This is a genomic window from Mangrovihabitans endophyticus (genome assembly GCF_014646155.1).
Taxonomy (GTDB): domain Bacteria; phylum Actinomycetota; class Actinomycetes; order Mycobacteriales; family Micromonosporaceae; genus Actinoplanes; species Actinoplanes endophyticus.
In genome coordinates, this window is the sequence record NZ_BMMX01000001.1 from 812,594 (window position 1) to 837,098 (window position 24,505).

General features: G+C 71.9%; 16 protein-coding genes. 14 read left to right on the forward strand and 2 right to left on the reverse strand.

All coding sequences use genetic code 11. The annotated features are described in order from the left end of the window. Window positions 1–113 precede the first annotated feature (113 nt). From IEY73_RS03200 to IEY73_RS03205, 3 genes are read left to right on the forward strand one after another with little or no spacing between them, the layout of a single operon-like run. Complete coding sequence (locus IEY73_RS03200) at window positions 114–1,505, forward strand: GH1 family beta-glucosidase (protein WP_229715425.1); 1,392 nt, start codon at window positions 114–116, stop codon at window positions 1,503–1,505. Window positions 1,506–1,540: 35 nt separating this feature from the next. Beyond that, the gene (locus tag IEY73_RS33310) at window positions 1,541–3,361 is read left to right on the forward strand and encodes an alpha-galactosidase (RefSeq protein WP_229715427.1); all 1,821 of its coding nucleotides are present in this window, start codon (window positions 1,541–1,543) and stop codon (window positions 3,359–3,361) included. Further along, on the forward strand, window positions 3,358–4,893 hold the full coding sequence (locus IEY73_RS03205) for an FAD-dependent oxidoreductase (protein WP_229715429.1): 1,536 nt from the start codon (window positions 3,358–3,360) through the stop codon (window positions 4,891–4,893). The genes IEY73_RS33310 and IEY73_RS03205 overlap by 4 nt, the downstream gene beginning before the upstream one ends. A 14-nt stretch (window positions 4,894–4,907) precedes the next feature. On the opposite strand, the gene IEY73_RS03210 is transcribed toward IEY73_RS03205, so the two are convergent. Continuing rightward, window positions 4,908–6,896, reverse strand: a complete 1,989-nt coding sequence (locus tag IEY73_RS03210) for a protein O-GlcNAcase (protein ID WP_189077448.1) — start codon at window positions 6,894–6,896, stop codon at window positions 4,908–4,910. Window positions 6,897–7,010: 114 nt separating this feature from the next. On the opposite strand from IEY73_RS03210, the gene IEY73_RS03215 reads away from it, so the two are divergent. The 4 genes from IEY73_RS03215 to IEY73_RS03235 all read left to right on the forward strand — a co-directional run bounded on the left by IEY73_RS03215 (window position 7,011) and on the right by IEY73_RS03235 (window position 14,604). Then, window positions 7,011–8,918 (forward strand): MBL fold metallo-hydrolase, encoded by a 1,908-nt coding sequence (locus IEY73_RS03215; protein WP_189077449.1) that lies wholly within the window; start codon window positions 7,011–7,013, stop codon window positions 8,916–8,918. Continuing rightward, window positions 8,915–9,967 carry a LacI family DNA-binding transcriptional regulator gene (locus tag IEY73_RS03220; RefSeq protein WP_189077450.1) on the forward strand — a complete coding sequence of 351 codons (1,053 nt, stop codon included), beginning with the start codon at window positions 8,915–8,917 and terminating at the stop codon, window positions 9,965–9,967. The genes IEY73_RS03215 and IEY73_RS03220 overlap by 4 nt, the downstream gene beginning before the upstream one ends. A 237-nt stretch (window positions 9,968–10,204) precedes the next feature. Then, the gene (locus IEY73_RS33315; RefSeq protein WP_229715431.1) at window positions 10,205–11,863 is read left to right on the forward strand and encodes an ROK family protein; all 1,659 of its coding nucleotides are present in this window, start codon (window positions 10,205–10,207) and stop codon (window positions 11,861–11,863) included. Continuing rightward, window positions 11,860–14,604, forward strand: coding sequence for an alpha-mannosidase (locus IEY73_RS03235; RefSeq protein ID WP_189077451.1), 2,745 nt, complete (start codon window positions 11,860–11,862; stop codon window positions 14,602–14,604). Before IEY73_RS33315 ends, IEY73_RS03235 begins: the two co-directional genes overlap by 4 nt. 6 nt (window positions 14,605–14,610) lie before the next feature. Here IEY73_RS03235 and IEY73_RS03240 read toward each other — a convergent pair whose 3' ends face one another. Then, entirely contained in the window at window positions 14,611–16,578 is a 1,968-nt protein-coding gene (locus IEY73_RS03240; protein ID WP_189077452.1) for a YyaL domain-containing protein, read from the reverse strand. A 380-nt stretch (window positions 16,579–16,958) separates the two neighbouring features. Here IEY73_RS03240 and IEY73_RS03245 point away from each other — a divergent pair, with 380 nt between their 5' ends. From IEY73_RS03245 to IEY73_RS03275, 7 genes are all read left to right on the forward strand, one after another. Next, the gene (locus IEY73_RS03245; RefSeq protein ID WP_189077453.1) at window positions 16,959–18,332 is read left to right on the forward strand and encodes an ABC transporter substrate-binding protein; all 1,374 of its coding nucleotides are present in this window, start codon (window positions 16,959–16,961) and stop codon (window positions 18,330–18,332) included. A gap of 125 nt (window positions 18,333–18,457) precedes the next feature. After that, window positions 18,458–19,426 (forward strand): carbohydrate ABC transporter permease, encoded by a 969-nt coding sequence (locus tag IEY73_RS03250; RefSeq protein WP_189077454.1) that lies wholly within the window; start codon window positions 18,458–18,460, stop codon window positions 19,424–19,426. After that, entirely contained in the window at window positions 19,426–20,343 is a 918-nt protein-coding gene (locus tag IEY73_RS03255) for a carbohydrate ABC transporter permease (RefSeq protein ID WP_189077455.1), read from the forward strand. Before IEY73_RS03250 ends, IEY73_RS03255 begins: the two co-directional genes overlap by 1 nt. 82 nt (window positions 20,344–20,425) lie before the next feature. Then, window positions 20,426–21,616 (forward strand): 4Fe-4S dicluster domain-containing protein, encoded by a 1,191-nt coding sequence (locus IEY73_RS03260; protein WP_229715433.1) that lies wholly within the window; start codon window positions 20,426–20,428, stop codon window positions 21,614–21,616. Beyond that, the gene (locus IEY73_RS03265; protein WP_189077456.1) at window positions 21,613–22,455 is read left to right on the forward strand and encodes an FAD/NAD(P)-binding protein; all 843 of its coding nucleotides are present in this window, start codon (window positions 21,613–21,615) and stop codon (window positions 22,453–22,455) included. The genes IEY73_RS03260 and IEY73_RS03265 overlap by 4 nt, the downstream gene beginning before the upstream one ends. Further along, window positions 22,455–23,207, forward strand: coding sequence for an NADH-quinone oxidoreductase subunit B family protein (locus IEY73_RS03270; RefSeq protein ID WP_189077457.1), 753 nt, complete (start codon window positions 22,455–22,457; stop codon window positions 23,205–23,207). Before IEY73_RS03265 ends, IEY73_RS03270 begins: the two co-directional genes overlap by 1 nt. After that, window positions 23,207–24,505, forward strand: a complete 1,299-nt coding sequence (locus tag IEY73_RS03275; protein ID WP_189077458.1) for a Ni/Fe hydrogenase subunit alpha — start codon at window positions 23,207–23,209, stop codon at window positions 24,503–24,505. The genes IEY73_RS03270 and IEY73_RS03275 overlap by 1 nt, the downstream gene beginning before the upstream one ends.

Genomic DNA, 24,505 nt, shown 5'->3' on the forward strand with positions numbered 1-24,505 from the left:
CGGCACCACTCTTGGGTCGGGGTGCTACCCGGGCAGACGCCGGTGCGTCCGGAGGCGTGGCGCCTCGCCCCGGCGTACGTGCAGAGCTCATCGTCGGATCCGGAGGCCCCCGCGTGACCACGTCCTTCCCGTCCGGTTTCCTCTTCGGGGCAGCCACCTCCGCCTACCAGACCGAGGGCAGCCTCGACGCCGACGGTCGCGGGCGGTGCGTGTGGCAGGAGTTCACCGAACGGCCCGGCGCCGTCGAGGGCGGCGGCGACGGCTCCCGGGCCTGCGACTCCTACCGGCGCTGGGAACACGACGCGGATCTGGTCGCGGAGCTGGGGCTCGGCGCGTACCGATTCTCGGTGTCCTGGGCCCGGATCGTGCCCGAGGGGCGGGGCCGGGTCGAACCGCGCGGCCTGGACCACTACGAGCGGTTGGTGGACGCGTTGCTGGCCCGCGGGGTGACACCGGTGCTGACCCTGAACCACTGGGACATGCCCGCGGCGCTGATGACCGACGGCGGCTGGGCCGGACGCGCCACCGTCGAGGCGTTCACCGGCTTCGCCGCGGCCGTGGCCGACCGGCTCGGCGACCGGGTTCCGTGGTGGATCACCCAGAACGAGCCGTGGATCATTTCGCTGCTCGGCTATCACCTCGGGCTGCACGCGCCGGGCGTACGCGATCTGCGCGCCTCGGTGGCCGCCGGGCATCACGTGCTGCTCGGCCACGGCGCCGCGGCCGACGTGATTCACGAGCGGGCGCCGGGAGCCCGGGTCGGTTGCGCGCTGAGCCTCTTCCCGTGCGACGCGGCCAGCGAGTCGGCCGCGGACCGGGCCGCGGCCTGGGGCTCCGACGGGTACGTCAACCGCTGGTACCTGGATCCGTTGCTGGGCGCGGGCTATCCGGACGACATGCGCGAGCACTTCGAGCGGGCGCTCGGCACCGGACTCGACGACATCGTCCGCCCCGGGGACAGCGCGCTGATCGGCGGGCGCAGCGACTTCCTGGGGATCAACTACTACACGCGGCGGGTGGTCGCGGCGGCCGAGCCCGGTCCCGGCCGGCCGTTCCCGTGGCAGGTCGTCGGCCCGTCCGGCGACGTGACCCGCTCCGACGAGGGCTGGGAGGTGGTCCCCGGCAGCCTGCGTGATCTGCTGCTGCGGTTGCACCGCGACTACCCCGGCACGCCGCTGATGATCACCGAGAACGGCGGAGTCTTCGGCGACGGTCCGACACACGACGGGCGGGTGCACGACTCGCGGCGCGGCGCGTTCCTGCTGTCGCATCTGTCGGCGGTGGCCGAGGCGATCGACGGCGGCGCCGACGTCGTCGGGTACCTGCACTGGTCGCTGCTGGACAACTTCGAGTGGGCGCTGGGCTACCGCCCTCGATTCGGCCTGGTGCACGTGGACTATCCGACGGGGGAGCGCACCGTGAAGGACTCCGGCCGCCTCTATGCCCGGATCGCCGCCACCGGCGAACTTCCCGGCGCGCCCCCGGCGGTGCCGCCGTTCGGCTGACCGGTCCCGGCACAGCGACCCGTCCCACCGTCCACATGCGAGGAGAAGCAGCCATCGAACTCGTCCGCGGCGCCGGCGCCCACACGGTGACCACCGCCCGCTATCGACTGACCGTGGACCACGCGCAGTGGTCCGCCACCCTTGCCGACCCGGCCGGCCAGGTCTGGTCCCGGCTGAGCCTGCTCGCCTCCGTGGACCGGCCGGGCGTGCCGGACGAGACGTACGGGCTTGCGGAGATCCGAATCGCGGACTCGCCGGGCGCTCCCGGACACGGCGCCGACGACGACGCGATCGAGATGGTCCTCACCGCGGCCAGCACCGCCTGGTCCCAGCGCCGGGTGCGGCTGCGCTGTCTCGCCGACCGGGTCGAGGTCCGGATCGAGGTGGACGGCGCGGGCGACCTGGACGAGGTGCGCCTGCTCGGCGGCCGGGCGATCCTGCCGGACGGCGCCTGCGGCACCTTCCGCTCCTCGACCGGGCACCTCTCGGTCTTCGACCCCACGCCGACCGAGCCGGTGCAGGTGGTCCGCCCGGCATCGGCGGCGGTGGCGCTCGGCGTGGTCGGCGACGCCTCCCCGGGACGGCTGCACGCCGTCTTCTCGCCGCCGCCGCTCTGCCTGGCCTTCGGCCGCCACGCGGCGACCCATCCGACGCGGGTGCCCGGAGGTGACTGGCTCGCCGTCGGACTGCTCGCCGCCGTCGCCGAGTCGGGCTTCACCACGCTGCGCTACGACCCGCTGGACGGCGGATTCCTGCTGGTGCTGGAGTACGACGGCCGGACCGCGGTGGACGGGACCTGGCAGAGCCCGGCGCTGGTGCTGCGGCCGGTCGCCGATCCCTGGGCCGGGCTCGCCGCCTACCGCCGGGACCTGGTGACGCGCGGGCTCGCGCCGGAGGCTCCGGCCGCACCGGGCGCCGACTGGTGGCGGGAACCGATCTTCTGCGGCTGGGGTGCCCAGTGCGCGGCCGAACGCCCCGCCGGCATCGGCGCGCCGGACCTCTCTCGGCAGGACCGCTACGACGGGTGGCTGGCGCGGCTGGCGGAGCACGACGTGGTGCCCGGCACGGTGGTGATCGACGACCGCTGGCAGCGCGCGTACGGGACCGGCGAACCGGACCTCGACCGCTGGCCCGACCTGCGGGGATGGATCGCCGGCCGGCACGCTGCCGGGCAGCGGGTGTTGCTGTGGTGGCGAGCCTGGGATCCGGAGGGGTTACCCACCGACGAGTGCATGGTCGACCCGGCCGGCCGGCCGGTCGCCGCCGATCCGGGCAGCCCGGCGTACCGGTCGCGGCTCACGCGGGTGGTGACGCGGCTGCTCGGCCCGGACGGGTTGGACGCCGACGGCTTCAAAATCGACTTCACTCAGCGTGCCCCGGCCGGGCGGAGCCTGCGCCGCCCCGGCGCTCCGGCCGGCGCGCCGTGGGGCATCGCGGCCCTGCATGTGCTGCTGGACACCATCCACCGGGCGGCGAAGGCGGTCAAGCCGGACGCGATGCTCGTTACCCACACGCCACACCCCGGCTTCGGCGATGTCGCCGACGTGCTGAGGCTCAACGACGTACTGGACCGGGATCCGGCCGGGCAGCCGGTGGCCGCCGCCGACCAGCTCGCCTTCCGGCACGCCGTGGTCTCCGCCGTGCTCCCCGGCCACCCGGTCGACACCGACCAGTGGCCGATCGCCGACCGGGCCGGCTGGCGCGACTACGTCACCGCTCAGGGCCGGCTCGGCGTCCCCGCGCTGTATTACGTGGACCGCATCGACGGCTCCGGAGAGGAGCTCACCACCGCGGACCTGGCCCTGGTGGCCCGCTGCTGGCAGCGGTACCGCGAGCGGAACGCGGCGGCCCGGTGAGCGGCGGCGCGGAAGTGGTGGTCTACGCGGCCACGTCGGCGGGGGTCTGCGCGGCGGTGGCCGCCGCGCAGGCCGGGGCCACCGTCACTCTGCTGGAACCGGGACGGCACGTCGGCGGGATGACCTCGGGCGGCCTGGGCTACACCGACGTCGGTGATGTGCGGGTGCTGGGCGGGATGGCCGCCCGGTTCCGCGTCGCGGTCGCCGGACACTACGGCGTACCGGTCGGCCGTTACGCGGGTCCGGAACCGCGGGTCGCCGAAACGATCTTCCACGGCTGGCTCGATCATCCCCGGATCACCGTGGTCACCGGTGCCGACCTGGATGAGGTCGAGGTGCGCGACGGCCGGATCGCCGCGGTCCGCACCGGAGACGGGCGCACGCACCGCGGCGGCGTCTTCGTCGATGCGAGCTACGAGGGTGACCTGATGGCCGCGGCCGGTGTGACCTACTCGGTGGGCCGCGAGGACCGGAACCGGTACGGCGAGCGCTGGGCGGGCCGGCAGGAGCCGTTGCCGGGGATGCACAACATGCCGCCGTACGTCTCGCCGTTCGTCGACGATCCGGAGGGGCTGCGCCAGGGGAGCGTGCTGCCGCAGGTGCGTGACACGCCCATGGCCCCGGTCGGCTCCGGCGACGGCGGGGTGATGGCGTACGGCTACCGGGTCTGCCTCACCACCGCGGCCGACCGGGTGCCGTTCACCCGGCGCGACGGTTACGACGAGGCGCATTGGGAGCTCGGCCGCCGGCTATTCGACCACTGGCGGCGCACCGGCGGCACCCCGAGCGCCGGGCGCCTGATCGGGCTGGAACCGAACCTGCCGAACGGCAAGTGCGACGGGAACTCCCTCGGCCCGTTCTCGCTGAACGTGCTGGACGGCGCGGCCTGGCGGTATCCGGAGGCGGATCCGGCCGGGCGGGAGCGGCTGCGCCGTCGCCACCGCGACCACACCCGCGACTTCCTGTACTTCCTCGCCCACGATCCGGCGGTCCCCGCCGACGTGCGTCGTGAGATGGGGCGCTGGGGGCTCCCGGCGGACGAGTTCGCGGACACCGGGCACCTGCCGCATCAGCTCTACGTCCGGGAGGCGCGGCGCATGCACGGCGAGTACGTGCTGACCGAGCACGACCTGCTCGGTGCCCGGCGGCAGCACGACGTGGTCGCACTCGGCTCGTACCATCTCGACATCCGTGAGGTGCAGCGGACCTGGCGCTGGGTGCCGGAGCACCCGCGGCCGACCGCGATGGTGGTGACCGAGGGATATCTGTCGGTCCCCGTGCCGGTCTACCCGATCCCGTACCGGGCGCTGACGCCCCGGTACGCCGAATGCGCGAACCTTCTCGTCCCGGTGTGCCTGTCCGCCTCCCACGTGGCGTTCTCGTCGATCCGGATGGAGGTGCAGTACCAGATGCTGGGGCACGCCGCCGGCGTCGCCGCGGTGCTGGCGCTGGCCGGCGACCGTGCGGTGCAGTCGGTGGACGTGAGTGATTTGCAGGGACGGCTGCGCGATGCGGGCCAGGTGCTGGCCTGACCGGCCGGCGCGGATCAGGTGCGGGCGGCAGCGGGCACCCGTGCCACGGCGGCTTCCAACAGCCGCACGCCGTCGGCGGTGAGCAGCCACGGCGCCATGCCGTCGGTGGCCAGGAAGAGCGCGGTCCGCGCCGCGCACGCGCTGCGCCCGTCGGCCAGGCCGGCACCGGCCGGGTAGTGGACGAGCGCCGGCTGGTCGCCGTCCACCAGGTGGGCCACGACCTCCGCCTGCGGTCCGGGCTCGGCCACGGTCACCTTCCCCGGTCCTGAGTAGACTCGCACCACGCCGGTGAGTCCGCCCGCGCCGGGGCTGCGCGGTGCGACGATCCGTAGCGGATCGCGGGTCATCAGCACCCGTTCCCGGCGTGCCAGGCCCAAGGTGACCAGCCCGTGCCAGGCCAGCACCGGTACCCCGGCCGCGTCGGCGGCCTGGACGGCGCCCGGGGCGGCTCCGCGCGCGACGACGACTAGGGCGGCTGCGGCGATCTCCGCGGGGGCCGGCGTGGCGCACCGCCGCACCGCATAACCGTGCCGGCGCAGCAGCGCGGTGATCGCCTCGTCGCCGGCGCTGCGCGTCTGTGCCGTGAGTAGCAGCGCCCGCGGCGCCCGCGGGTCGTCGTCCGGTGCCGGCTCGCAGGCGCGGTCCAGCACCTGCCGCGCGAACGGTGGCACGATGGCGCGCAGCACGTCGGCGTAGTGTTCCTCGGCCGTGTCCAGCGCCCGCCGCGCGGTGTCCCACAGGTCCACCGGGCCGGCGGCCGTCGGGCCCCGGCCACCGGCCGTCGCGCGGGTGGTGGCGTGCAGCAGCCGGACGGCGGCGAGCCCGGCATCGGCCATGGCGGCCCCGGCCGCGAGCCACGGCCGCAGCGGCGTGGTCAGCTCCTCCGGACCGTCCGCGCTGCGACAGCCGTCGCCGAGCGCGGTGAGCCGCCGGGTCAGCGTCTCCAGGGCCGCCGGGGAGCCGGCGAGGGCGTCGGCGGCAGCGGTTGCGAGCTCGGCGTCCTGCGGCGCGCCGGGTGGCCACGCGGAGCAGGCCGCCACCAGCGGGGCCAGGGCAGCAGCCCGGTCACCGGCGACCCGGTCCAGCGCGCGGCGAGCCGCTGCGCCGGGCTGATACCGGGGCGGGTCGGCGGCCCACTCGGCGACCGTGGCGAGCGGCAGGCGCGACGGCGCGGCCAGCTCCATCGGGTTGGCCAGCACCCCCACCAGGGCGGAACCTGCGAGGTCGGCGGCGCGACCGGTCAACGGGCCGAGAAACAGCCGGCTGGGGTCGAAGTCGTTGACCGGGAAATTGTCCCAGAGCACGAGCCGTCGCCGGTAGCTGGCGGCGGCCCGGTCGATCTCGTCGCGGGTGACGGTGCCGACCACGATGTCCCGGCCGGTCCAGGCGATCAGCGCATCCGGCGGCGCGGTCTCGGCCATCCGCCGGCGATAGTCGGACACCGCGCAACCCGCGTAGTCGGTGGGGCAGATCAGCAGCGGGCCGGCGATCGCCCGGGGAGCGCAGAATCCGTTGACGAAACGGGTGCAGGCCTCGCCGTGCGCCGCGCCGGCACCGCCCGGACCGTGCCAGCGTTCCCGGTCGGCGGGGTGGGTCAGCTCGGCCGGCACGTCATCGAAGAACAACGCGAACGCCGTCACCCCGGCATCGGCGAGCTGGGCGGCCTTCGCGGCGAGAGCGCGGTGCTCGGCGTCGTCGTCGAAGCGCATGTCCAGCCCCGGGCTGATCGCGTAGACGAACCGGACGCCCGACCGGTGGGCGTGCGCGGCGAGGTCCGCGATGCGGGCCAGCTCGTCCGCGGGGTACGCCTCGCGCCAGCGTTCCCGGTGGTACGGGTCGTCCTTCGGCGCGTACACGAAGGTGTTCAGCCCGACCCGGGCGGAGAATTCCAGGTGGGCCCGGCGTTCGGCGGGGGACCAGGGCGGCCCGTAGAAGCCCTCCACCACGCCGCGCAGCGCCAGCGCGGGGGATGCCGGAGGGGTCTGCGGGGGGGAGCTCGACATTGTGGGAACGTTATCAGGCAGTCTCGTCCCCATCACGTACCTGCTTGATATGGCTTGCGTGCCGAGATTTCCTGGGAGTCCCCGGGCTTGAAATGGAATCGATACCATCGTGACATGCCCGACCATGCCGCGCCCGATGCCGAGAAGCCGGTCACCGAGGTCGCTCCCGGCGTCTTCCGGATCGCCGACACCTGCCACGTCTACGTCGTCCGTGCCCCGGACGAGGCCGGACCGGCCCACGCCGGCACCGCGGTCGCCATCGACTTCGGTTCCGGGCGCGTCCTGGATCATCTCGCCGAGATGGGCGTCGACCGCATCACCGACGTCCTGATGACGCACCACCACCGCGACCAGGGACAGGGCCTGCCACGTGCGGTCGCCGCGGGCATCCGGGTGCACGTGCCGCCGGTGGAGCGTGACCACTTCGCGGAGTTGGACGAGGTCTGGGCCGGGCACGCCGTCTACAACGACTACAACCTGCGGCAGGAGAGGTTCTCGCTGTTGGAGTCGGTGCCGGTGGCCGAGGTGGTGCCGGAGTACCGCCGGTGCGACTACGCTGGCACCACCGTGGAAGTGGTGCCGACGCCGGGGCACACCACCGGGTCGGTCAGCTACCTGATGGAACGCGACGGCCGCCGGATCGCCTTCACCGGAGACCTGATCCACTCGCCCGGCAGGGTGTGGTCGCTGGCCGCCACCCAGTGGTCATTCACCGAGAACGAGGGCCCGGCGATGACCGTGCTCAGCAGCCTTCAGCTCGCCGCCCGCGACCTCGACCTGCTGCTGCCCTCGCACGGCGCGCCGATCACCGAGCCCGCCGCCGCGCTGAGACTGCTGGCGCGGCGGATGAACACGTACGTCGACACGCGCCGCGCGCGGCCCTGGGACCTGCCGAAGCTGTTGGAGGACCCGTTCACCCGGGTCACCGAGCACCTGCTGATGAATCGCGGCAGCCAGTCGTACAGCTATGTGTTGCTCTCGGCCGGCGGCGCGGCGCTGCTCTTCGACTTCGGCTACGACATGATGACCGGGTTGCCGCCGGGCGCGGACCGGGCGTCCCGGCGGCCATGGCTGGCGTCACTGCCGGCGCTGCGGCAGCGGTACGGGGTGACCGCGGTCGAGGTGGCCGTCCCGACCCACTATCACGATGACCACGTGGCCGGCATGAACCTGCTCCGCGACGTGGAGGGCACCGAGATCTGGGCTCCTGGCCACGTCGCCGACGTGCTGGAGAATCCGCTCTGGGAGGATCTGCCGTGCACCTGGTACGACCCGGTCCCGGTGGACCGCCGGCTGGCCCTGAACGGCACGGTCCGCTGGCGCGAGTACGACATCACCGTCTACGACCAGCCCGGCCACACCCGCTACGCGGCGGCCTACGTGTTCACCGTGGACGGGGTCAAGGTGCTCGTCTCCGGCGACCAGCAGACCGGCACCGGGGAGCCCGGCGGTCCGCGGGAGATCCTGAACTACCAGTACCGCAACCAGTTCCGCCTCGGCGACTACACCGCCAGCGCCCGGCTGTACCGGCAGGTGGCCCCGCGGCTGATGATCTCCGGCCACTGGGCGCCGCGCTGGGTGGACGAGGCGTACCTGGACTTGCTGGACCAGGTCGCGGCCGAGCAGGAGCGGGTGCACCGCGACCTGCTGCCGCTGGAGGAGTTGGCCATCGGCGTGGACGGGGTGCTGGCCAGGATCGCGCCGTACCACTCGCGGGCCGCCCCGGGGGAGGTTCTCCGGTTTCGCGTGAGCTTGAGCAATCCCCTACGCTCTGCGCAGAGAGCCGTGATCCGTCCGGTGGTTCCGGTGGGCTGGGTCGCCACGCCGGAGACCGTCGTCGTCACCCTGCCGCCGCTGGGGCACGAGGTGGTCCATTTCGCGACGACCGCCGGTGCGCCGCGCCTGCGGGCCCGGCTCGCCGTCGACGTGCGCATCGGGGAACTCCACCTGGGCCAGCACGCGGAGGCAGTGGTGGACGTGACGAAGCCCCATGCGGGCATGACGGGAACGGGTGCCGGATGAGCAGTGGTCGGGCTGGGGAACCGGGGCCGGAGTCGGATCGCCGGGCCACCATCAAGGAGGTCGCCGAGGCGGCGGGAGTGTCCCGGTCGACGGCATCCCGCGCGCTGACCGGCCACGGGTACGCCGCGCCCCAGGTGCGCGACCGGGTCCGGGCGATCGCCCGCGAGCTCGGGTATGTTCCCGACGCCACCGCACGTCACCTGCGTCGGCAGGCCAGCCAGTCGCTCGGGGTGCTGGTGTCGGACCTGAGCAACCCGTTCTACGCCGGGCTGGCCGCCGGGATCAGCCAGCAGGCCCGGCGCCGGGAGTACACGATGATGCTGGCCGACGACGGCGGTTCCCCCGACGTGGAGGCGGAGGTGGCCGAGGCGTTCGTCGCGCTGCGGGTCGCCGGGGTGATCGTGACGCCGGTCTCCGCACAGGTCAGTGAATATCTGACCCGGCACCGGATCCCGGTGGTCGAGGTGGACCGGCAGTTCTCGGCGGGCGCTTGCGATGCGGTGCTGGTCGACAACGCCAGCGCCGCGCGGACGCTCACCGGTCAGTTGCTGCAGCTCGGCCACCGGCGGATCGCGCTGGTGACCGACGAGCGCCACTGGACCACGGGCCGGGATCGTCTCGCCGGCTACCGGGATGCGTTCGCCGTGGCCGGTGTCCCGGTCGACGACTCGCTTGTTGTCACCGCGGGCTGGGACGTCGACGCGGCCCGGGTCGAGGTGGCGCGGCTGTTGGATCGGCCGGAGCCGCCGACCGCGGTCTTCGCGGCGAACAACGTGCTGGCCGAGGCGGTCTGGCGGGCCGCGGACGAGCGCGGCTTCACCATCCCCGACCGGTTGAGCCTGGTCACCTTCGACGACGTGTCGTGGATGAGCATGGTCCGGCCCGGGGTGACCGCGGTGTCGCAGGACGCGGTGGCCTTGGGCGAAGCGTCGGTCTCACAATTGTGTGAACGTATCCAGTCGCCGACCGCTCCGGTTCGGACCGTGCTGCTCTCCGCCACCATCGTGCCTCGGACGTCCACAGCGCCGCCGCCCAGCACCTCCCGCTGAACCCCGGTACGCAGCTCAGCCGCCATGTGGGTGGCTGAGCTGCGTACTTATGGGGTTCTGCCCACGGCGTCGCGAGCCTGAAACCGGGTTTCGTGGCGATCGCCTCACTTGACGATCACGGGCGACGCTCCTTAGGCTCTGCCTGGAATCGATCCCATATCGGTTCCTCTTGCCGGCGCGACCACCCCTCGCCTTCCGACAGGGGCGGCGCCCCGCCGACGCCACGGAGTGATCCAGATGACCGACCCTGCCCCGGTGGACCCCGGCGACGACTCCAGCCCGGTCCTCGCCCTCGACATCGGCGGGACCAAGCTGGCCGTGGCGGTGGTCACCGCGGACGGGACGACCCACGGATCCCTCGTCGCGCCCACCCCGCACACCGGCGACTGGCGAGTTGCCGTGGACCTCCTGTTCGACCTGGGCCGCCGGGCGCTCGCACGGGCCGGGCTCGGCGAGGCCGCCGCGGTGGGCATCTCCTGCGGCGGCCCGCTGGACGCGGAGGCGGGCGTGCTGCTCTGCCCGCCTCACCTGCCGGGTTGGATCGACGTGCCGATCGGGCCGCTGGCGGCCGAGGCATTCGGCGCCCCGTTCGCACTGGAGAACGACGCGACCTCGGCGGCCGTGGCCGAATACCGGCTCGGCGCCGGCCGGGGCACCCACACCATGCTGTACCTGACCGTGTCGACCGGCATCGGCGGCGGCGCGGTGGTCGGCGGCGCCCTGCACCGCGGCGCGGCCGGCAACGGCGGCGAGTTCGGGCACATCACCGTCCATCGCGGCGGCCGCAGATGCAGTTGCGGGCGGCGCGGCTGCGTCGAGGCGTACGCCTCCGGCACCTCGATCGCCGCCCGGGCCCGGGAGGCTCTGGCCGCCGGGGCCGAGTCGGCCCTGGGCGTACTGACCGCGCCGACCGCGGCCGACGTCGCCGCCGCGGCTGCCGACGGCGATCCGTTGGCCACCGCGATCTGGGCCGAGGCGGTGGAACTCCTCGGGGTCGCCGTCACCGACCTCGTCAACGTCTTCGAACCCGACGCCGTGGTCCTCGGCGGCGGGGTGACCCGGTCCGGTGCGATGCTGCTCGACCCGGTGCGCGCGCAGGTCGGCGCCGAAGCGATGACGCCGGCGGCGGGTGCCGCCCGCGTGGCCCTCGCCGCTCTCGGCGACGAGGTCTGCGTGGTCGGCGCCGGGCTGATCGGACACGCCCTGCTGGGCGGCGTCGACCCGACCGGACCGCCACGGCGCGCCCATCACCACGCCACACCGACCACCCCGCCGCCGCGCGGGATCACCCTCGCGACGATCGGGAGCGACACCATGTCCGACTGGCTGGCCACCCAACTCGGCGAACACCGCAGCGTCGCCGAGGCGACCGGCGACCTGGCCGAGGAGATCCGTGCGGCCGGTGAGCTGATCTGCACCCGGCTCGCCGCCGGCGGCACCGTGTGGAGTTTCGGCAACGGCGGCAGCGCCGCCGACGCCCAGCACCTCACCGGCGAACTGGTCGGACACTATCGGCGTGACCGGCGTCCGTTGGCCGCGGTCACCCTCAGCACCGACCCGAGCGCCATGACGTGCATCGCCAACGACTACACGTACGAGGAGGTGTTCCGCCGCCAAGTCGAGGCGCTGGCCCGGCCGGGCGACGTGGTGGTGGCCTTCAGCACCTCCGGCCGGTCACCGAACATCGTCACGGCGCTCGCCGCCGCCCAGCGCCGTGGCGCCACCACGCTGCTGTTCGGCGCCGGTGACGGCGGTCCGGCCGGGATGCACGCGGACCGGGCGTTGCTGGTTCCCGCCAAGAGCACCCAGCGCATCCAGGAGATGCATACCCTGATGCTGCACGTGATCAGCGAGATGGTCGACGCGTGGGCGGCCGGAGAGGAGCCGACCGCATGACCGGCCACCACCCGGATTCGTGCCCCGACGCGGTCCCGCCGGCCCCGATCGCCAACGCGCCCAACGGCGACCAGCCGGCCGGGCTGCCCGCCGGAGTGCGCCCCGCGGCCACCCCCGACCGGACACTGCACATGGTCGGCAACGCCCACCTCGACCCGGTCTGGCTCTGGCCATGGCAGGAGGGCTATCAGGAAGCCCGGGCCACGTTCTGGTCGGCGATCCACCGGATGGACGAGTACCCGGACTTCGTCTTCACCTGCGATCAGGTGGTCCTGCTCGCCTGGGTGGAGGAGTCCGATCCGGAGCTGTTCGCGCGGATCCGCGAACGGGTCGCCGACGGGCGCTGGCAACTGGTCGGTGGCTGGTGGGTCGAGCCGGACTGCAACATGCCCTCCGGAGAGTCCTTCGTCCGGCAGGGGCTGCTCGGCCAGCGCTGGCTGCATAGCCGGTTCGGCGTCACCGCCACCGTCGGGATGAACGTCGACCCCTTCGGCCATCAGGGGATGCTGCCGCAGATTCTGCGGGGCCAGGGCCTACGCGCGTACTGCTTCATGCGGCCCGGTCCGCACGAGACGAGCCTTTCCGGTACGGCGTTCTGGTGGGAGTCCCCGGACGGCTCGCGAGTGCTGGCCTACCGGATCCCGCACGAGTACTGCAGTCCGCCCGGGGACGTCGGCGGTCAGGCCGACAAGTCGCTCGGCATCGTGGACCGCGACCTCGGCGACCTGATGGTCTTCTTCGGGGTGGGCAATCACGGCGGCGGGCCGACCCGGGCGAACATCGAATCCATCCACCGGTACGACCGGATGGGCACCTACGGCCGGATGGAGATCTCCTCCCCGAACCGGTACCTGGACGCGCTCGCCGAGCGGCTGGGCGACCAGGGCATGGCGCAGCTTCCGGTCTGGCGTGGTGACTTGCAGTTGCACGCCCCGGGCTGTTATTCGGCTCACTCCGGGATCAAACTCTGGCAGCGCCGGGCGCAGGCGGCGGTGCTGTCCGCCGAGCGATGGGCGGCGGTCGGTGCGAGCCTGTTCGATCTGCCCTACCCGGCCGCGGACCTGGACCGGGCCTGGCGGCAGATCCTGTTCAACCAGTTCCACGACGTGCTACCCGGTTCGGCCATCGAGAGCGCCTACGACGACGCCCGCGACCAGCTCGGCGAGGCGGTAGCCACGGCCAAGCGGATCGTGGTGCGGGTGCAGAACGTGATCGCCCGCCACGTCGATGTGCCGTTGGCCGCGGGAACTCAGCCGGTGCTGGTGTTCAATCCGCATCCGTGGCAGGTCACCATGCCGGTGGAGCTCCAATATGGAGCGCAACCCACCGGGGTGCATGTGGTCGACGCGGACGGGCGTCCCACGCCGTCACAGCCGACCCAGTCGGTGGCGACCACCGATGACCGGTCTCGCGGCGCGACAGTCTTCGAAGCGGTGGTGCCGGCCCTGGGATACCGGTTGTACCGGCTGCGATCCGGTGCCGAGCCGGACGGCGCGCCGCCGGCGGACCGCCCCGCCGCCCCGCTGCGGGCGAGCCGGACGGTGTTGGAGAACGACCTGCTCCGGGTCGAGATCGATGCGGAGACCGGTTGGCTGCGGTCGTTGCGCGACAAGCGGACGGGTGTGGACCTGGTCGCCGGCGCGGGCGGTGAGCATACCCAGATCTGTCAGGACCCGACCGACACGTGGGGGCACCGGGTGCAGTCGTACCGGTGGCCGGGCACACCGATGCGGACCACCCGGATCGTGTTGCGCGAGTCCGGACCGTTGCGAGCCCGGTTGCGGGTGGAGCGCGCCTGGGGTCGCTCGCGCGTGGTGGAGGAGTTCCTCCTCGGGCACCGCGCGGACGCCGTGGAGGTTCGGGTCACCATCGACTGGCGGGAGGAAGCCCACCTGCTGAAGTTGTGCTTTCCGACCGCGCTGGCCGACCCGGTGGCCCGCTACGAGGTGCCGTTCGGCAGCATCGAACGCCCGGTCGACGGCAGGGAGAACCCGGGACAGTCCTGGGTGGACCTGACCGGGACGGTGGCCGGTCGGCCGGCCGGGCTGACGGTGGTCAACAACGCCAAGCACGGCTACGACACGTCGCCCGGCACGCCCGGCGCGGAGGGGCCCAGCATCGGGATCACGGCGGTGCGCAGCCCGGTCTACTCCTGGCACGATCCCCGGCGGCTCGACCCGGACGGCTTCTATTCCTATCAGGATCAGGGCATACAGTCGTTCCGGTACCTCATGGTCCCGCACGCCGGTGACTGGCGGCAGGCCGATCCGCATCGTCGCGCCGCCGAGTTGGGCGCGCCGGTCCGAGCCATGCTGGAGAGCTTCCATCCCGGTGCGCTGCCGGCGCGGCAGAGCTACCTCGACGACGGCGGCGGGCCGGTGACGGTGACCGCGGTGAAGGGCCACGAGGACGGCGGCGATTCCCCGGACCTGGTGGTGCGGGCCGCGGAGACGACCGGTCGCCCGGTGCGGGCCCGGATCGCGGTGCCGTTGCTGGGGCGCGTATTCACCGCCGACTTCGGCGCGCACCAACTGCGGACATTCGTGGTGCCGGCCGACGGCGGTCCGGTCCGCGAGGTCGACCTGATCGAGTGGGACCTGCCGTCGTCCGGCCCGGTGGTGTCCGAGCCGATCGCCGCGGCGCCGCGCGGACCGGCTCGCGGCGTCACCGATCCGGACGCCTCGGATGCGACATCGCCGGCCGAACGCCTGTCCCCGGGACAGAGCCGCAGGGGCGACTGACGGCGCTCATGCGGCGGGCAGGCACAGCGCCGGGTCGGCGAGTGCCTGTTCGCAGGCGAGCAGCAGAACCCCGGCGCTCCACGCATGGGACAGCGTCAGCAGCATCCCCTTCGGCTGGAAGCAGGCCGTCTGGTAGTATCGTTCGCTGACCATTCCCCGGTACGCGTTGAAGTCCCCGTCGAAACGGGCCACGAACTGCCGGAAGCAGGCCAGCGCCTCACGGGCACGCGCGGCGTAGTACGGATCCCCGCAGGCCGATGAGAGCTGTCCGAACTCGGCGGTGCAGATCAACCCGTAGGCGTGCAGATGCTGGTTGGCGGGGGAGGCGTTGTCCGCGCCGCGGGTGGCGAACCGGTAGGTCTCCAGCACCGTGCCCGGCGGGAACGCGGTGTTGTACGCGTACCGGAAGGTCAGCGTCCAGTCCGCCGCGCGACGCGCCAGGTCGCACCAGCGTGTCTCGCCGGTGCGCCGGTACAGAGCCAGGTACGCCATCACGGCCACGTACCCGTCCTCGGAGCTGGGTGCCAGGTCGACGTCCTCGGGCGCCCCGTGCAGCAACTCGTCCCGCACGGCGCCGGCGTAGTGGTCACCGGCCCGCACCGCAGCGGCCAGGTACGCGCCGTCGGCGCCGTCCGGTCCGTCCAGACGCCCGGCCTCGGCGAGCGCTCCCACCCAGGCCAGCCCGGCGCAGCCGGACCAGGAGAGCACCTCCCCGGTGAGCGCGTGATGGCTCGCCCCGAGCGCGCCGTCGGAGCGCTGCCGCGCGACCACCGCATCCAGATTCGAGCGGACCGCCGCCGCCCAGGACGGGTGCGCTTCGCGCAGATCGGCACCGAGTTCCAGGGCACGGAGCAGGAACTGGGTCGCCTCGGCCAGGGTTCGTGAGTGCAGCGTGTGCGGCACCGGAGACCAACTGCCCGACCATCCCCGGCCGCGATACCAGGTGCCCCAGAAAGTGCCGCACGGCGCCAGCTCGGCGCAGACGAAGTCGATGACCCGGCGGGCCGCGGCGGACTGATCCGCCGCGCCCACCCGGCGGGCATGAGTCAGCAGGGCGTACGCCCAGGGGATGCCGCTGATCCAGCCGACGTGCATCGCCTGGCGGTCCACCGGGAGCCCGTCCTGGCCGCTGATGCCCCGATCGAAGGCCACCGTCTCCAGCAGCACGCCCGGCTCGGCGTAGTGCCATCGGTGCAGCCCGGCGGCGGCGAGCTCGGCGGCGTGCGGGATGTCCACCCAGGGGCGCAGTTCCGCGGTGCGGGCGAGCCGTTCGTGCTCGGCGCGCAGCACGGCGGCGTACCCGTGCCGGTCCGCGTCCAGCCGCTGTACGGCGAACTCCAGGGTGACCTGACGGCCCGGCTGCCAGGTGTACCGGGCGGACTCCGCCGGCTGGGCCGTTTCCGAGCCGTCGTAGCTGACCGGAGCTTCGCGAAACGGGAAGGTTAGCTGCACGTGGCTGCGTCCGGTGGGCGGATCGTGGCCGAACCCGAGACCGGTCATGCCCAGTTCGGTGGTTTCGTCGGCGAGCAGCGCCACGCCGCCGGGGCCGGACCAGCCGAGGACGGCCGGGGTGGCGGCGCGGTCGGCGCGGAACTCCCAGTGGTCGCTGACCATGGCGCCGTGATCGGCGCCGGCCATCGCAAAGCGCGGAAAGACCCGTTGGCAGTCGGCGGGCCGGTTCTCGCCGTAGAAGACGCCCGGCACCATCCACCACGGCGGGCTGTGCGGCTCACCCGGCAGCGCCGCGGTGAACCGGACCGCCGCATCGCGGGGCCGGTCTCCCCGGTAGGTGACGGTCAGCCGGACGGTGTGCCGCCCCGCGCCGGAGGGCGGCATCCAGGACACGCCGGCCGCGAAGCCGGCGGCCTCCGGGGTGAGCTCGCGGCCGTCGCCGAGGACCACCGTGACGACCGCGGTCCGGTCCGGGCCGGCGGGAACCTCGGGGAGGGGCGCGGACGGTCGCTGGTCACTCACTGAAGGATCGCTCTCCATGGTGGTATCGATACCAGAAGGTGGCCCTGGATGCTCGGAAACACCGGCGTGGATCGGGTGTGGCTCGCCCTTCGCCCCCGCATACAGCTACTGAGAGCAATTGAATAATTACCTTGAGCGTGCGATTGGGTGTGTCGAGCAAAATATGTGGTAACGATACCAGGTTGATTTGGCTCAACTATCGCGCGCCATGTTCCCCGCGGTCTACGCTGTGAACTGCGTCGAAACGCGATGGAAACCACGAACCCTTGTGCCTCACTCAGCCTTAATATACCGTCCGGCATGGTACGGATTCCATGTCATCCCTGGTCGTGGTCAGGGCCGGCGCACCGCCCCCCGTACGCCCTCGAAGGGACCCCAAGATGAAGAAGAAGCGCGCGGCGCTGGTGGCCGCGAGCGTCGTTGTCGCGCTGGCCACCACCGCCTGTGAGACCCCCTCCGGGAGCGACACGGAGACCGGAGCCGACACCTCCGCGTTCAACGCCGCGGCGTCCGGCACGCTGAACGCCTGGGCGTTCGACAACGCCGACGACGTCGGCCAGGCCCGGCTGGACTACGCGGCCGGAAAGCTCTCCGGCGTCGACATCAAACTGGACGCCACCGGCTTCGACGCGCAGAAGTTCACCACGCGGCTGGCCAGCGGCGACGTCCCCGACATCGTGCAGATGGACCGGGCCTTCGTCGGCACCTACGCCGCCCAGGGCCTGCTGATGCCGCTGGACAAGTGCTTCTCGGCCAACGACGTCGACCCGCAGACGCGGTGGTACTCCTCGGTCGTCGACGACGTGACGTACAAGAACCAGATCTGGGCGGTGCCGCAGTTCTACCAGCCGCCGGCGATCATCCTGAACCAGAAGGTGATGAAGGCCGCTGGGGTCACCGAGGCGGACATCGACACCTCCAACCCGGACAAGCTGATCGCCGCGATCGGCAAGATGTACCAGGCGAATGGTGGTGTGCCGGTCACTCTCGGCTTCGACCCGCAGGCCACCGGGCAGATCTACATGTGGACCCTGGGCCTGGGCGGCAAGCTCACCGACGCGGACGGCAAGCCCACCCTCGACGATCCGTCCAACGTCTACGGTCTGGAGCTGTTGAAGCGGATCACCGACGCCCAGGGAGGGTACGCCAAATACAAGAGCTTCACCGACTCCTTCGACTTCTTCGGCGAGCAGAACCAGTTCGTCAAGGACCAGGTTGGTGCGCAACTGGACGCCCAGTGGTACCCGAACGTCCTCTCGCCCTACGCGGGCAAGCTGCAACTCGGTGCGGTGCCCTTCAAGGACCGGGACGGCAAGCCGGTCACCGTCGCCGGCGGTACGTCCTTCGCGATCCCGGTGAAGGCCAAGAACCCCGCCGCCGCCTGCAAGTGGGCACTCGCGCTGACCGAGCAGGGCGCCTGGGACGCGGCCGGTGAGGCGCGCGCCAAGACCCTCGCGAAGGACGACTCGATCAACACCGGCCTGTTCACCGGTTCGCCGAAGGCCGACCAGGAGCTTCGCGAGAAGTACGTCAAGCCGAGCGGCAACGCCGGCTTCGACGAGGTGATCAACACCTACTACGAGGTCGCGGCGAGCGGGCGCAGCGTCGGCGCCTCGCCTGCCGGGCAGCAGCTCAAGCAGGAGCTGACCAATGCCATCACGGCAACCCTGCTCGGCCAGAAGTCGGCGCAGGACGCCCTCGCCGACGCGCAGAATGCTTCGCTCTCGGCGTACCAGACCGTCACCGGCGGCTGACGTCCGCATCGGCCGGGCGGGTCGCACCGCTCGCCCGGCCGCGGAGTCCGGCCGCAGCACTGCCCCGGAATCCGCTCACCCCTGGAGGTCCCGGAGAACAGCACCGTCGAGGAGGGAGACGTCCGATGGCGCTCACCACGGTCAGATCGTCGGCCGGCGGCAAACGCCGCGAGGAGTCGGCAGGTCCGCTCACCCCGAAGCGGTACGACCGGCGGGAGGCGATCGCCGGCTACCTCTTCATCAGCCCGTGGATCATCGGATTCCTGATCTTCACCCTCGGCACGATGATCTACAGCCTGGCGATCTCGTTCAGCCACCTCAACCTGGCGACGAATCTGATGCGCCCGGCCGGGACGAGCAACTATCAGCGGCTGCTGGAGGATCCGAAGATCGCCGCGTCGCTGGGGAACACCCTGTTCTACGCGGTGCTCGCGGTGCCGCTGGAGATCTGCTTCGCGCTGTTCCTCGCCTCGTTGCTCAACCGGGTACGTCGCGGTGCCGGGTTCTTCCGCACGGTCTACTACCTGCCGAAGATGACCCCGGCGGTGGCGACCGCCGCGATCTTCCTGCTGCTGCTCAACGGCAACACCGGCGCCATCAATCAGTTCCTCCGCTTCTTCGGGATCGCGGGCCCGCAATGGCTCGTGGATCCGGCCTGGGTCAAACCGTCGATCGTGATGATGACCCTCTGGGGGGTCAGCGGCACGATGGTCATCTTCCTGGCCGCGCTCAAGAACGTCCCGCGCGAGCTGTACGAGGTCGCCTCGCTGGACGGTGCCGGCCCGGTCCGGCAGTTCTTCTCGATCACCGTTCCGATGATCTCCGGCGCCATCTTCTTCAACGTGATCATCCTGACCATCGCCGCGTTCCAGGTCTTCGACCAGGCCTATCTGCTCTTCTGGCGAGACACCAGCAACGCCTCGCCGGAAGCGTCGCTGTTCTACGCCGTCTACCTGTTCCAGCAGGCATTCCAGCAGTTCAACTTCGGCTTCGCGGCGGCGATGGCCTGGCTGCTGTTCGTGATCCTGATGATCCTGACCGCCATCCAGGTCAAGGTCGGCAACCGTTTCGTCTACTACGAGGGAGACCGGTGATGGCGACGATCGGCGCGAGCACCAAGCCCGGCACGCTGCAGCCGGCCGACGCCGGTCGCCCGAGCCGCCGTCGCCGGCGGTGGGGCATCGGCCAGATCCTGCTCACCGCGCTGCTGATCGGCTTCACCGCGCTGTTTCTCTATCCGCTGGTGTGGCTTGTCTCGGCCAGTCTCAAGCCGGGCAGCCAGGTCTTCGACAACTCGCTCATCCCGAAGACATGGCAGTGGTCGAACTACGCCGATGTCTGGGATCAGCTACCGCTGCTGCACTGGATTTTCAACAGCGTGGTGATCGCGATCCTCGCCGCCGGCCTGGTCGCCGTTTCCAGCTCGGTGGTCGCCTTCGGCTTCGCCTATTTCCGGTTTCCCGCCCGCAATCTGTTGTTCGGACTGGTGCTGGGAACCATGATGCTGCCCGGTTCGGTCACCATGATCCCGACATACTTGATCTGGAAGCAGACCGGCCTGCTCGGAAGCTGGGTGCCCATGTTCGGCGCGAATCTGTTCGGTTCGGCCTTCTACATCTTCCTCCAGCGCCAGTTCTATCTGGGCCTGCCCCGGGAGCTCTTCGAAGCGGCCCGGATCGACGGCGCCAGCTACTGGGGGATGTTCTGGCGGATCGCCATGCCACTGTCGATTCCGTCATTCGTGATCGTCTTCCTCTTCGAGTTCCAGGCGTCGTGGAACAACTTCCAGGGCGCCTTGATCTACCTCAACGGCGGTTCGCTGAACAACTTCACCGCCCCGCTGGGGATCGCGTACGCCATGACGAAGTACAGCCCGACCAACGGCGGCCAAGGCGATTACCAGTACGTGATGGTCGCGTCGTTGCTGGTGACGATACCGATGCTGCTGCTGTTCAGCCTCGGCCAGCGGTACTTCATCGAGGGGGTCGCCACCCAGGGGCGCAAGGGCTGAGCGGTCGTCCGCCGCGGTAGGCACATCGTCCGGGCCGTTGTGCCCTTCTGCCCGTACCGCCCCGTACGGCATGGTGATGACGATGGTCGATGCCGTGGGGGACAAGGGGATGACGATGCCCGACGCCGGACTCACGCCGTTCACGGACGGCCCCGCGCGACTGATCGACATGGACGGTCTGCGCCGTCTCGTGGATGTGCTGCGCGACCGAGGTTACACGATCATCGCCCCCACCGTCCGCGACGGCGCCGTCATGCTGGCCGAGATCGACGCCGCGGACGCACTGCCGCACGGCGTGCGCGCCGAGACCGAGGCGGGCACCTACCGGCTGCGGCACGGCCACGACGACGCGGTGTTCGCCCACTGCGCCGGCCCTCAGTCGGTCAAGGACTTCCTGCATCCGTCCCGGGCCCGGCTGTGGTCGGCCGACCGCACCGGCGACGGCGCGGTGACCACCACCGGACCGGACCGGCCGGCGAAACGCCTCGCGTTCCTCGGCGTGCATCCTTGCGACGTGGCAGCGCTCGCGGTCCTGGACCGGGTGCTCGCCGGGCCGGAACACCCGGACCCGGTCTACACCGCACGCCGCGACGGCACCTTCCTGATCACCGCCGAATGCACCGAGCCGTCGGCCACCTGCTTCTGCACGTCAATGGGGACCGGGCCGGCCGCCACCCGAGGCTTCGACCTGGCGCTCACCGAAGTTCTCGACGGCGGCCACCGGTTCCTCGCGCGCGGCGGCTCGCCCGCGGGAGCCGAGGTGCTCGCCGAGTTGCCGTCCCGCCCGGCGCGCCCCGCGGACGCGTCCGCCGCTGCCACCGCGGTGGCCGCGGCGGACGCCGCCATCACCCGGCGCATGCCCGCCGAGTCGTTGCCCGACCTCATCCGGGCCGGCCGGGAGTCGCCGCACTGGGACGACGTGGCATCCCGGTGCCTGGCATGCGGCAACTGCACCCTGGTCTGCCCGACGTGCTTCTGCACCACCACCGAGGACGTCACCGACCTCACCGGGGAACACGCCGAGCGGTGGCGGGTCTGGGACTCCTGCTTCAGCCTGGACTTCTCCTACATGCACGGCGGACCGGTACGCGTCAGCACGCAGTCGAGGTACCGGCAGTGGATCAGCCACAAGCTCGGCACCTGGCACGAGCAGTTCGGCACCTCCGGATGCGTCGGCTGCGGCCGGTGCATCGCGTGGTGCCCGGCCGGCATCGACATCACCCGCGAGGCCGCCGAGCTGGCCGCGCCGCGCGCCGGAAACGAGCCGGCATGACGGCCGCGGCGACCGCCCCGCCCCAGTTCGGCAACGCCGCGGTGCCGGTGCCCTATCGGATCGTCTCCCGCGTCGCGGAGACCGCCGACACGGTCACCGTCGAGCTCGCCCCGGTGGCGCAGGCACTGCCGGTCTTCGAGCCGGGGCGGTTCGCGATGATCACCGCGTACGGCATCGGGGACGTGCCGATCTCGCTGAGCGGGTGGCACGGCAACCGGCCGGTGCACACCATCCGCGCCGTGGGCGCGGTCACCCGCGCGCTGTGCCAGGCCGCGCCCGGCGCGGTGATCGGCATGCGCGGGCCGTTCGGCACCACCTGGGACGTGTCGTCGGCGGCCGGTCACGATGTGATCGTGGTGGCCGGCGGCATCGGCTTGGCCCCGCTGCGCCCGGTCATCCGGCGTGTGCTGGCCGAGCCCACCGCGTTCGGTCGGGTGAGCGTGCTGGTCGGCGCGCGCGAGCCGGCCGAGATGCTGTACCGCGACGAGCTGCGCCGATGGGCCGCGCGCGCCCAGGTGGAGGTGATCGTGGACCGGGCCGCCGACGGCTGGACCGGACCGGTCGGGCTGGTCACCGCGCTCGTTGCGGGCGCCGACGTCGATCCGGCCGCGGCGGTGGCGTTCGTCTGCGGCCCCGAGGTGATGATGCGGTCCGCCGCACGCGCCCTCATCGACCGGGGCGTGCCGGCCGCCGCGGTGCGGGTCTCCCTGGAACGCGACATGCGATGCGGGGTGGGCTGGTGCGGCCACTGCCAGCTCGGCCCGCTTCTGATCTGCCGTGACGGACCGGTCGTCAACCATCCGGTGGCCGCACCACTGTGGGATGTCCGGGAGCTGTGATGGCCAGTCTCGCCGTCTGGAAATTCGCCTCCTGCGACGGCTGCCAGCTAAGCCTGCTCGACTGCGAGGACGAGCTGCTCACGGTCGCCGACCAGGTCACCATCGCGCACTTCCTGGAGGCTTCCGGCGATGTGCTGCCCGGACCCTACGACCTCTCGCTGGTGGAGGGCTCGGTCACCACGTCCGCCGACATCGCGCGGATCCACCGGATCCGGGACATCTCCCGGGTGCTGGTGACCATCGGTGCGTGCGCGACCGCCGGCGGCATTCAGGCGTTGCGCAACAACGCCGACGTCGCGGAGTACGCCTCCGTGGTCTACGCGCGACCCGAGTACCTCGACACGCTCGCCACCTCGACGCCCATCGCCGCCCACGTGGATGTCGACTACGAGCTGCACGGTTGCCCGATCGACAAGGGGCAGTTGCTGGACACGATCGCCGCGGTGCTGGTGGGCCGCAAACCGGCGCTGCCGGCGCACAGCGTGTGCTTCGACTGCAAACGACGGCACAACGTCTGCGTGGTCGTCGCGCACGGCGAACCCTGCCTCGGCCCGGTCACCCGGGCCGGCTGCAGGGCGATCTGCCCGGCCGTGGGGCGCGGCTGTTTCGGCTGTTTCGGGCCGTCGGAGACCCCCAACGGCCCCGCACAGGCGTCGCTGCTGCAGATCACCGGCATGTCCGAGCAGGACATCGCCCGGTTCTATCGGTCCTTCAACGTCGAGGCCTTCGCCGGCCTGGCAGGAGACGAGTGATGAGCCATCGCTACCACCGGCAGATCGACGTTCCGGCGCTGGCCCGGGTGGAAGGCGAGGGCGCGATGCACGTCCGCGTCCGCGACGGTGCCGTCGCGGACGTGCGCTTGGAGATCTATGAGCCGCCACGCTTCTTCGAGGCGTTCCTGCGCGGACGCCGGCACACCGAACCGCCCGACATCACCGCCCGCATCTGCGGGATCTGCCCGGTGGCGTACCAGATGAGCGCCTGCGCGGCGATCGAGGACGCGTGCGGGGTGATCCTGCCGCCGGGCATCGCCGAGCTGCGCAGGCTGCTCTACTGCGGCGAATGGATCGAGAGTCACGTGCTGCACATCTACCTGCTGCACGCCCCGGACTTCCTCGGCCTGGGCAGCGCGTTGGCGCTCGCCCGGGAACGCCGCGACCTCGTCGAGCGTGGCCTGGCCCTGAAAAAGACCGGCAACGACCTGATCGACGTGATCGGCGGGCGCGCCATCCACCCGGTCAACGTCCGGGTCGGCGGCTTCTACCGGGTGCCGGCGGTCGCCGAGCTCGCCGCGCTGCGCCCCCGGCTGCGCATCGCCCTCGACCTGGCGCTGGAAACGGTCGCCTGGGTGGCCGGGTTCGAGTTTCCGGAGTTCGAGCACGACCACGAGATGCTGGCGCTTGTCGAACCCGGCCGGTATGCCATCGAGTCCGGGACCCTCGCCACCACCGGCGGCTTGACGTTCGACGTGGACCGCTTCGAGGACCACATCATCGAGCAACAGGTGCCGCACTCGACCGCGCTGCATGCCACGCTCGCCGGGCGGGGCCGCTATCTCACCGGGCCGGCCGCACGCTACGCCCTCAACCACCGGTGGCTCACCCCGTTGGCTCGGCAGGCCGCCGAGTCGGCCGGGCTCGGCGCGCGGTGCGTCAACCCGTACCGGAGCATCATCGTGCGCGCGGTGGAGACGGTGTACGCGGTGGAGGAGGCGATCCGGCTCATCGACGCGTACGAGCCTCCGCGGTCCGCCGCGGTGCCGGTGCCCGCCCGGGCCGGTGTCGGCCGGGGCGCGACCGAGGCGCCCCGCGGCACCCTCTTCCACCGCTACGAGCTGGACGCCGACGGCCTGGTCACCTCCGCCCGGATCGTCCCGCCCACCTCGCAGAACCAGTCCGCCGTCGAGGACGACCTGGCGCGTTTCGTCGCCACCCGGCTCGACCTGGACGACGGACCGTTGACCGCGGCATGCGAGCAGGCGATCCGCAACTACGATCCGTGCATCTCGTGCGCCACCCACTTCCTCGACCTGCGCGTGGACCGGGGCTGA

Excerpts from the sequence above, each read along its gene's own strand:
- IEY73_RS33310 (WP_229715427.1), top strand. The coding sequence starts at position 1,541 with ATGCGAGGAGAAGCAGCCATCGAACTCGTCCGCGGCGCCGGCGCCCAC.
- IEY73_RS03210 (WP_189077448.1), bottom strand. The coding sequence starts at position 6,896 with ATGTCGAGCTCCCCCCCGCAGACCCCTCCGGCATCCCCCGCGCTGGCG.
- IEY73_RS03215 (WP_189077449.1), top strand. The coding sequence starts at position 7,011 with ATGCCCGACCATGCCGCGCCCGATGCCGAGAAGCCGGTCACCGAGGTC.
- IEY73_RS03220 (WP_189077450.1), top strand. The coding sequence starts at position 8,915 with ATGAGCAGTGGTCGGGCTGGGGAACCGGGGCCGGAGTCGGATCGCCGG.
- IEY73_RS33315 (WP_229715431.1), top strand. The coding sequence starts at position 10,205 with ATGACCGACCCTGCCCCGGTGGACCCCGGCGACGACTCCAGCCCGGTC.
- IEY73_RS03235 (WP_189077451.1), top strand. The coding sequence starts at position 11,860 with ATGACCGGCCACCACCCGGATTCGTGCCCCGACGCGGTCCCGCCGGCC.
- IEY73_RS03245 (WP_189077453.1), top strand. The coding sequence starts at position 16,959 with ATGAAGAAGAAGCGCGCGGCGCTGGTGGCCGCGAGCGTCGTTGTCGCG.
- IEY73_RS03250 (WP_189077454.1), top strand. The coding sequence starts at position 18,458 with ATGGCGCTCACCACGGTCAGATCGTCGGCCGGCGGCAAACGCCGCGAG.
- IEY73_RS03255 (WP_189077455.1), top strand. The coding sequence starts at position 19,426 with ATGGCGACGATCGGCGCGAGCACCAAGCCCGGCACGCTGCAGCCGGCC.
- IEY73_RS03260 (WP_229715433.1), top strand. The coding sequence starts at position 20,426 with ATGGTCGATGCCGTGGGGGACAAGGGGATGACGATGCCCGACGCCGGA.
- IEY73_RS03265 (WP_189077456.1), top strand. The coding sequence starts at position 21,613 with ATGACGGCCGCGGCGACCGCCCCGCCCCAGTTCGGCAACGCCGCGGTG.
- IEY73_RS03270 (WP_189077457.1), top strand. The coding sequence starts at position 22,455 with ATGGCCAGTCTCGCCGTCTGGAAATTCGCCTCCTGCGACGGCTGCCAG.
- IEY73_RS03275 (WP_189077458.1), top strand. The coding sequence starts at position 23,207 with ATGAGCCATCGCTACCACCGGCAGATCGACGTTCCGGCGCTGGCCCGG.